Annotated in this window: 7 protein-coding genes; 4 read left to right on the top strand and 3 right to left on the bottom strand. The window is 72.6% G+C overall.

The genetic code is table 11. From position 1 onward, the window contains the following. The coding region (locus H5J30_RS11045; protein ID WP_181787255.1) for a lyase family protein at positions 1–1,153 on the top strand (1,153 nt) is incomplete at its 5' end. 243 nt (positions 1,154–1,396) lie between these two features. Then, positions 1,397–1,996, top strand: coding sequence for a hypothetical protein (locus H5J30_RS11040; RefSeq protein ID WP_258563247.1), 600 nt, complete (start codon positions 1,397–1,399; stop codon positions 1,994–1,996). A gap of 138 nt (positions 1,997–2,134) precedes the next feature. On the opposite strand, the gene H5J30_RS11035 is transcribed toward H5J30_RS11040, so the two are convergent. The 3 genes from H5J30_RS11035 to H5J30_RS11025 all read right to left on the bottom strand — a co-directional run bounded on the left by H5J30_RS11035 (position 2,135) and on the right by H5J30_RS11025 (position 5,413). Continuing rightward, complete coding sequence (locus tag H5J30_RS11035; RefSeq protein WP_181787254.1) at positions 2,135–2,551, bottom strand: VOC family protein; 417 nt, start codon at positions 2,549–2,551, stop codon at positions 2,135–2,137. A 10-nt stretch (positions 2,552–2,561) separates the two neighbouring features. Next, positions 2,562–2,936, bottom strand: coding sequence for a helix-turn-helix transcriptional regulator (locus H5J30_RS11030; RefSeq protein WP_181787257.1), 375 nt, complete (start codon positions 2,934–2,936; stop codon positions 2,562–2,564). A 95-nt stretch (positions 2,937–3,031) separates the two neighbouring features. Further along, positions 3,032–5,413, bottom strand: a complete 2,382-nt coding sequence (locus tag H5J30_RS11025) for an ATP-binding cassette domain-containing protein (RefSeq protein ID WP_181787253.1) — start codon at positions 5,411–5,413, stop codon at positions 3,032–3,034. A gap of 315 nt (positions 5,414–5,728) precedes the next feature. Between H5J30_RS11025 and H5J30_RS11020 the strand changes: the two genes are divergently transcribed. Beyond that, complete coding sequence (locus H5J30_RS11020; protein WP_181787252.1) at positions 5,729–7,660, top strand: ricin-type beta-trefoil lectin domain protein; 1,932 nt, start codon at positions 5,729–5,731, stop codon at positions 7,658–7,660. An 86-nt stretch (positions 7,661–7,746) separates the two neighbouring features. After that, the coding region (locus tag H5J30_RS36605) for a DUF3500 domain-containing protein (RefSeq protein ID WP_309505497.1) at positions 7,747–7,997 on the top strand (251 nt) is incomplete at its 3' end.

The raw sequence follows: 7,997 nt of genomic DNA, 5'->3' as shown, positions 1-7,997 counted from the left end.
CCCGGTCGTCGGCCTGGTCAAGGCCCTGACAGCGGTCGTGGCGGAACGCGACCCCGCGGCCGCGGAGTACGTGCACCGGGGCTCGACCAGCCAGGACGTCTTCGACACCGGCGCGATGCTGGTGTGCGACCGGGCGCTGCGGCTCGTCCGCGCCGACCTCCTGCGCACCGCGCGCGCCCTGGAGGGGCTGGCGGCGGAGCACCGCGACACGCTGATGGCCGGGCGGACGCTGACGCTGCACGCGGTGCCGACGACGTTCGGGCTCAAGGCCGCCGGCTGGCGGGCGCTGGTGCTGGACGCCGCCGAGCGGGTGGGGCGGGTGCTGGACGGCGGGCTGCCCGTGTCGCTCGGCGGGGCGGCGGGGACGCTGGCCGGGTATCTGGAGTACGCGGCGCTCGACGGCGCCGGAACGGAGGACTCCGGCGCGTACGCCGAGCGGCTGACCGCCGCGTTCGCCGACGAGTCGGGGCTCGCGCCCGCCGTCCTGCCCTGGCACGTCCTGCGCACTCCGGTCGCGGACGTCGCCGCCGCGACGGCCGTCGTCACCGGGGCGCTCGGGAAGATCGCCGTGGACGTGCAGTCCCTCGGCAGGACCGAGGTCGGCGAGGTGGCCGAGCCCGCGGTCGCCGGCCGCGGCGGCTCCTCCGCGATGCCGCACAAGCGGAACCCGGTCCTCGCCACCCTCGTGCGCAGCGCCTCCCTCCAGGTCCCGGCGCTGGCCGCCGCGGTGACCCAGTGCCTGGTCACAGAGGACGAGCGCTCCGCCGGCGCGTGGCACGCCGAGTGGCACCTGCTGCGCGAGTGCCTGCGCCTGGCGGGCGGCGCGGCCCACACCGCCGCCGAACTCGCCGAGGGGCTCCAGGTCAGGCCCGACCGCATGCGCGCCAACATGCGGCTGACGGAGCACCTGGTCACCTCCGAGCGCGTCGCGGCGGTGCTCGCCCCGCTGCTCGGCAAGGCGCGCGCGAAGCAGTTGCTCACCGACGCCGCGGCGGAGTCGGAGCGTACGGGACGGGGGCTGCCGGCGATCCTCGCGGCAGTGCCCGCGATCGCCGAACACTTCGACGAACCGGCCCTGGCGGCGCTCCTCGACCCCGCCTCGTACACGGGCGCGGCCGGCGCACTGGTGGACCGGGCACTCACCGGCAAGTAACTCCGCGTCAAACCACGGGACTTGCCGCCGCGTACGCATGCGCATGCAGGTGCGTACGCCGCTTCGGGCAGCGCCATCACCGGTACGTGCGCGGCGAGTTCGCCACCCTCCGTCATCGCCACTCACGCCACCCGTACCCCCTCCGGGTGATCAACACTCCAGTCCGGGGCGGCTCGTGACGATACGAAAAGGGTGACCGTCATGGATGAGTGCCTCCAATTCGTCTGTCCGCCGTGGTGCAACATGGCCGACTCACCGGAAGACCATTTCGGGGCTCTCGGTGACGACCTGTCCCGGGTGCTGCACCTGGGCTGGAATGCCGGGGCGATGTTTCAGGGGCGGGGCGACCCCCGCCAGACAGTGGGGTTCGATGTGGATCTGTGCGCGTACTCGTTGACCGACGGGCGCCCGGGACGACCGTTCCTGCGGGTGTCGGACGAGGCCGACAGCGCGAACAACTTCGAGGTGCACGACGTCGCCTCGGCCGCATTCCTGCTGCAGCAGATGGCCGGCGCGGTGCGGAACCTCGCGGGCTTCCTGGAGATGCTCAGCGCGCGCCAGGAGGCCGAGGAGGCGCAGTGGCAGGCCGTCCGGCTGGACGGCGAGGTGCGGCAGGCCGAGCAGCAGCAGGTCAGGGCCGAGGCCGGGCTGCGCCAGGCGCAGGAGTACATCGGCGTCCTGGAGCGGGAGATGGAGGCGGCCGGGGCGGCGCGGGACGCGGCGCACTGGCAGGTGGAGAAGGCCCGCGGGCGGGTGGCCGACGCCGAGCGCACCGCGCGGGAGAGCCGCCGGGTCGCCGAGGCCGCGGCGGCCCGCTCGGCCCGGCTGGAGGGGGCGCGGTAGGAGCGGCGGGGCCGGGAGCGGTGCGGGTCCCCGGAGCGGCGCCGGCCGGAACCGCGCGGGTCAGGTACCGCGCTCGCCCGGGAACCGGGCTGCTCGGTACCTTGCTGCCAGCTACCGGGCTGCTGGGTACCGGCCTCGTCAGGAACTGCTCGGCTGGCTGAAGCGGAGCATGTTGCCCGACGGGTCGCGGAACGCGCAGTCCCGTACCCCGTAGGGCTGGTCGACCGGCTCCTGCACCACCTCCGCGCCCGAACCCCGAATGCGCTCGAACGTCGCGTCGCAGTCTTCCGTGGCGAAGATGACGCCGCGCAGCAGCCCCTTCGCCAGCAGCCGCTCCATGGCCTCCCGGTCCGCGGCCGGGGCGTACGGGTCGGCCAGCGGCGGTTCGAGGACGATGTGCACACCGGGCTGCTCGGGCGACCCCACGGTCACCCAGCGCATGCCCTCGAACTCGACGTCGTTGCGGACTTCCAGACCGAGGACGTCGCGGTAGAAGGCGAGGGCCTCGTCATGGTCATCGACGGCGATGAAGCACTGCGAGAGCACGATTCCCATGCGGCTCACGCTACCCGAGGAGGGGGTCCTCGGCGGTGCGCCGCCGCACCGGCCGCGTGCGGATCTTGGCGATGCACGCCGGGATGGCGGCGCCGTCGTCGTGGGCACGGGCCCGGTAGGCGCTCGGGCTCTCGCCGACCAGCTCGGTGAAGCGCGAGCTGAACGAACCCAGCGAGGAGCAGCCGACCGCGAAGCACACCTCGGTCACCGTCAGGTCGCCGCGCCGCAGCAGCGCCTTGGCCCGCTCGATGCGGCGCGTCATCAGGTAGCTGTACGGCGTCTCCCCGTAGGCGGCGCGGAAGCTGCGGGAGAAGTGCCCAGGCGACATGAGCGCGACCCGCGCCAGCTCCGCCACGTCCAGCGGCAGCGCGTAGTCGCGGTCCATCGCGTCCCGCGCCCGGCGCAACCGGACAAGATCCTCCAGCCTCACCCCACCACCATCCCACAGCGCCCCGGACCGGCGGCTTCGCCCGCCTGCCCCTACGCTCCGACGTACTCCGCGAGGTGCTCGCCGGTGAGCGTCGACCGGTCGGCGACCAGCTCGGCCGGCGTGCCCTCGAAGACGACGCGGCCGCCGTCGTGGCCGGCGCCCGGGCCGAGGTCGACGATCCAGTCGGCGTGCGCCATGACGGCCTGGTGGTGCTCGATGACGATGACCGACTTCCCGGCGTCGACCAGCCGGTCGAGCAGCCCGAGCAGCTGCTCCACGTCGGCCAGGTGCAGCCCGGTCGTCGGTTCGTCCAGGACGTAGGTCCCGCCCTTGTCGGCCATGTGCGTGGCCAGCTTGAGCCGCTGCCGCTCGCCGCCGGACAGGGTGGTCAGCGGCTGCCCGATGCTCACGTAGCCGAGGCCGACGTCGGCCAGCCGCCGCAGTATCCTGTGCGCGGCCGGCGTACGGGCCTCGCCCCCGGCGAAGAACTCCTCGGCCTCCGCCACCGGCATGGCCAGCACCTCGCTGATGTCCCGCCCGCCGAACCGGTAGTCGAGGACGGCCGCCTGGAACCTCTTGCCGTCGCACTCCTCGCAGGTCGTGGAGACGCCGGCCATGATGCCGAGGTCGGTGTAGATGACGCCGGCGCCCTTGCAGGCGGGGCAGGCGCCCTCGGAGTTGGCGCTGAAGAGCGCCGGCTTCACGCCGTTGGCGTTCGCGAACGCCTTGCGGATGGGGTCGAGCAGCCCGGTGTACGTCGCCGGGTTGCTGCGCCGGGAGCCGCGGATGGCGCCCTGGTCGACGGAGACCACGTCCGAGCCGGCGGGGAGCGAGGAGTGCACCAGCGAGCTCTTGCCGGAGCCGGCGACGCCGGTGACCACGCAGAGGACGCCGAGCGGGATGTCGACGTCGACGTCCTGGAGGTTGTGCGCGCTCGCGCCGCGGATCTCCAGCGCGCCGGTGGCCTTGCGCACGGTGTCCTTGAGCGCGGCGCGGTCGTCGAGGTGCCGGCCGGTGACGGTGCCGGCGGCGCGCAGCCCGTCCACGGTGCCCTCGAAGCAGACGGTGCCGCCGGCGGTGCCGGCGCCGGGGCCGAGGTCCACGACGTGGTCGGCGATCGAGATCGTCTCCGTCTTGTGCTCCACGACCAGCACCGTGTTGCCCTTGTCGCGCAGCCGCAGCAGCAGGTCGTTCATCCGCCGGATGTCGTGCGGGTGCAGGCCGGTGGTGGGCTCGTCGAAGACGTAGGTCGTGTCGGTGAGCGAGGAGCCGAGGTGGCGGATCATCTTGGTGCGCTGCGCCTCGCCGCCGGACAGGGTGCCCGAGGGGCGGTCGAGCGACAGGTAGCCGAGGCCGATCTCCACGAACGAGTCGAGGACTGCCCGCAGCGTCTTCAGCAGCGGGGCGACGGACGCCTCGTCCAGGGCGCGCGCCCACTCGGCCAGGTCGTTGATCTGCATCGCGCAGGCGTCGGCGATGCTGATGCCGGCGACCTTCGAGGAGCGGGCGGCCTCGCTGAGCCGCGTGCCGCCGCAGGCGGGGCAGGCGGTGAAGGTCGCCACCCGGTCCACGAAGGCCCGGATGTGCGGCTGCATCGACTCGCGGTCCTTGGACAGGAAGGACTTCTGCACCCGCGGGACCAGACCCTCGTAGGTCACGTTCATGCCGCTGATCTTGAGCTTGACCGGCTCGTGGTGCAGGAAGTCGTGCAGCTCCTTCTCGCTGTACTTGCCGAGGGGCTTGTCCGCGTCGAGGAGGCCGGAGTCCGTGAACATCCGCACCATCCAGCCGCCCGCCTTGTAGCCGGGGATGGTGATCGCGCCCTCGGCCAGCGACTTGGTCTCGTCGTACAGCTCGCCCAGGTCGATGTCCGAGACGCTGCCCATGCCCTCGCAGTGCGGGCACATGCCGCCGGTGCTGGAGAAGGCCACCTCGACCGTCTCGCCGGCGCCGCGGTCGACGGTGACGGCGCCGCTGCCCTGGGCGGAGGCGACGTTGAACGAGAAGGCGTTGGGCGGGCCGACGTGCGGGGTGCCCAGGCGGCTGAAGAGGATGCGCAGCAGGGCGTTGGCGTCGGTGGCGGTGCCGACGGTGGAGCGGGCGTTGGCGCCCATCCGCTCCTGGTCGACGATGATCGCGGTGGTCAGCCCTTCGAGGACGTCCACGTCGGGGCGGGCGAGGCTGGGCATGAAGCCCTGCACGAAGGTGCTGTACGTCTCGTTGATCATCCGCTGCGACTCGGCGGCGATGGTGTCGAAGACCAGCGAACTCTTGCCCGAGCCGGAGACGCCGGTGAAGACGGTCAGCCGCCGCTTGGGGAGCTCCACGTCGACGTTCCGCAGATTGTTCTCGCGCGCGCCGTGCACACGGATCAGGTCGTGGCTGTCGGCGGCGTGCTGCGCGGGCGCCGGCGGGTCGTTCCTGGTGGCCATGCTCGTCTCTCCGGGTGTCTGGCGGTCGCGCGACCGTATCGGCGGCGGTCCCGGCCACCCTAGAACCTGCCACTGACAACGCGGCCCGCGCGCCCGCCGCGGTCCTGTCCGGGCGGGGTCGCGGCCCCCGACCTGTCCGGCCCGGTTGGCGGAGCGGGTGGCGGTGCGGGGTGTCGTCGACTTCTGGATGGGGGTATTCCGGCCTCTTGACGCGAGCATGGCATATCAGTTTAATCACGCCGTGAAATAAGTACGGAGAGCCGCAAACCCCTTCACCTTCCGAAGGCACGGGCACCCCTCCACGAGAGGCACACCATGATCCCGTCACCCAGGCTCCACCTGCTCGCACGCACCTCCCCCGGCCACCGCCTCCCGGCGCTGCTCGCCGCCGTCCTGCTGCTGGCCACCGCCCTGATCGCCGCCCCCGGGCTCACTCCCCCGGCAGCCGCCGCCGGCGAGCGCGTCGACGTGTGGCTCACCAGCACCTCGGACTCCGGCGGCCGCAACGTCACCCGTGGGCTCCAGCAGCAGTCCCCGCTCGCCTTCGGCCCGGCCGGCGGCGGCGCCGAGACGACGGTCCGGGTCGACGAGGGCACGACGTACCAGCAGTTCGAGGGCGGCGGCGCGTCGATCACCGACACCACCGCGTACCTGCTGCGCGGCGGCCCGGTCAGCGCCGAGACCCGCGACGCGGTCATGCGGCGGCTGTTCTCGCCGACCGACGGCATCGGGCTGTCCTTCGTACGCAACCCGATCGGCGCCTCCGACCTGTCCCGCCCCGGGCACGTCTCGCTCGACGACACCTGCTGCACCCTCGACGACTTCGGCGCCAACGGCTACGACACGAACGTCCGGCTGCTCACCGCCCAGGCCAAGCAGCTCAACCCCGCGCTGCGCGTCAAAGGCGTGCCGTGGAGCGCGCCGGGGTGGATGAAGGACAACGGGCGGATGGACCAGATGGGCTGGCTGAAGTGGGAGTACTACCCCATGTACGCCCAGTACCTGGTCAAGTACGTGCAGAGCTACCAGGCCGCCGGCGTGAAGGTCGACTACGTCTCCGTACAGAACGAGCCCAACTGCTGCCAGGCCGGCAACCCCACCGCCATGAACTACCCCGGGATGAGCTGGAACTCCTCCGGCCTGATCGAGTTCACCAAGAACCATGTCTACCCGGCGTTCCGCGCGGCCGGCATCACCACCAAGGTCCTCGTGCACGACTGGAACTACGGCGACTACGGCCAGATCGGGCAGGCCATCCTCGCCGACCCCGGCGTACGCGACGACCCCCTCTTCGGCGGCATCGCCTGGCACGGCTACGCCGGCGACCCCGCCGTCGGCAGCCAGGTGCACCAGCAGTACCCGGGCGTCCCGCAGTTCAGCACCGAGCACTCCGGCGGCACCTGGATCGGCAACCAGCACAACGAGGACATGGCCGACATCGTCAACTACACCCGCAACTGGAGCGGCAGCGTGGTCAAGTGGAGCCTCGCGCTGAACCAGAACATGGGCCCGCACAACGGCGGCTGCGGCACCTGCACGGGCCTGATCACCGTGCAGGAGGGCGGCCCGCGGGCGGGGCAGGTCGACAACACCATCGAGTACTACACCACCGGCCACCTCACCAAGTTCGTCAAGCCCGGCGCCCGGCGCATCGCCTCCACCGCGAGCACCACGGTGCCCAACGTGGCCTGGCGCAACCCGGACGGCTCCAAGGCCCTGATCGCCCACAACGGCGGCACGTCCGCACGCTCCGTACGCGTCGACTGGGGCGGCCAGTCCTTCACCTACTCCCTGCCCGCCCGCACCACCGCCACCTTCACCTGGGCAGGCACCCCCTCGGGCACCGTGCCCGGCACCGGTACGGGCACGCTGACGGGCATCGCGGGCAAGTGCCTCGACGTCGCGGGCGGCGCCACCGCGGACGGCACGCCCGTACAGATCCACGGCTGCAACGGCAGCACCGCGCAGCGCTGGACCGTGGGCCCGGACGGCACCGTCAGGGCGCTCGGCAAGTGCCTGGACGTCGCCGGCGCCGGCACGGCGAACGGCACCGCCGTCCAGCTCTACGCCTGCAACGGCACGGCAGCGCAGCAGTGGACGTACGACCCCGTGACCCACGACGTCGTGGGGGCGGGCTCCGGCAAGTGCCTCGACGTCACGGGCAACACCTCGACGGACGGGGCGAAGACGCAGATCTGGTCGTGTACGGGCGGCGCGAACCAGAAGTGGACGCTCAACACGGCGTGAGCGCCGCCCGCGCACAGCGCGCGTACTGCACTATGGATCGCCGGGGGCGACGCCCCCGGCGATCCGGCGATGTGGGGGAGGAACGGGTGGGGGGATCCGACGAGTCCGCGGCGGTGACCGAGGAGGAGACCGCGGCGGAGACCGCGGCGCGGATGCGGGAGGCCGTGAGCGCGCTGCTGGCCGTGCTGGAGCCGGAGCAGGTACGGGAGTTGCGCGCCGGGCCCGCCCGGCTGGACGCGCCCGAGCTGCGCGAATGGAAGTACGTGCCGGGCCCCCGCCCCGGCCTGTCCACCGAGGACCTGGACGGCGACCAGCGCGCGGCCGTCGACGCGCTGCT

Origin of the sequence: Streptomyces phytophilus (assembly GCF_013870535.1) — a bacterium.
GTDB classification, from domain to species: Bacteria; Actinomycetota; Actinomycetes; order Streptomycetales; family Streptomycetaceae; genus Streptomyces; species Streptomyces phytophilus.
Note: the sequence above shows the minus strand (reverse complement) of the source record. Positions and strands in the feature narration are given on the sequence as shown.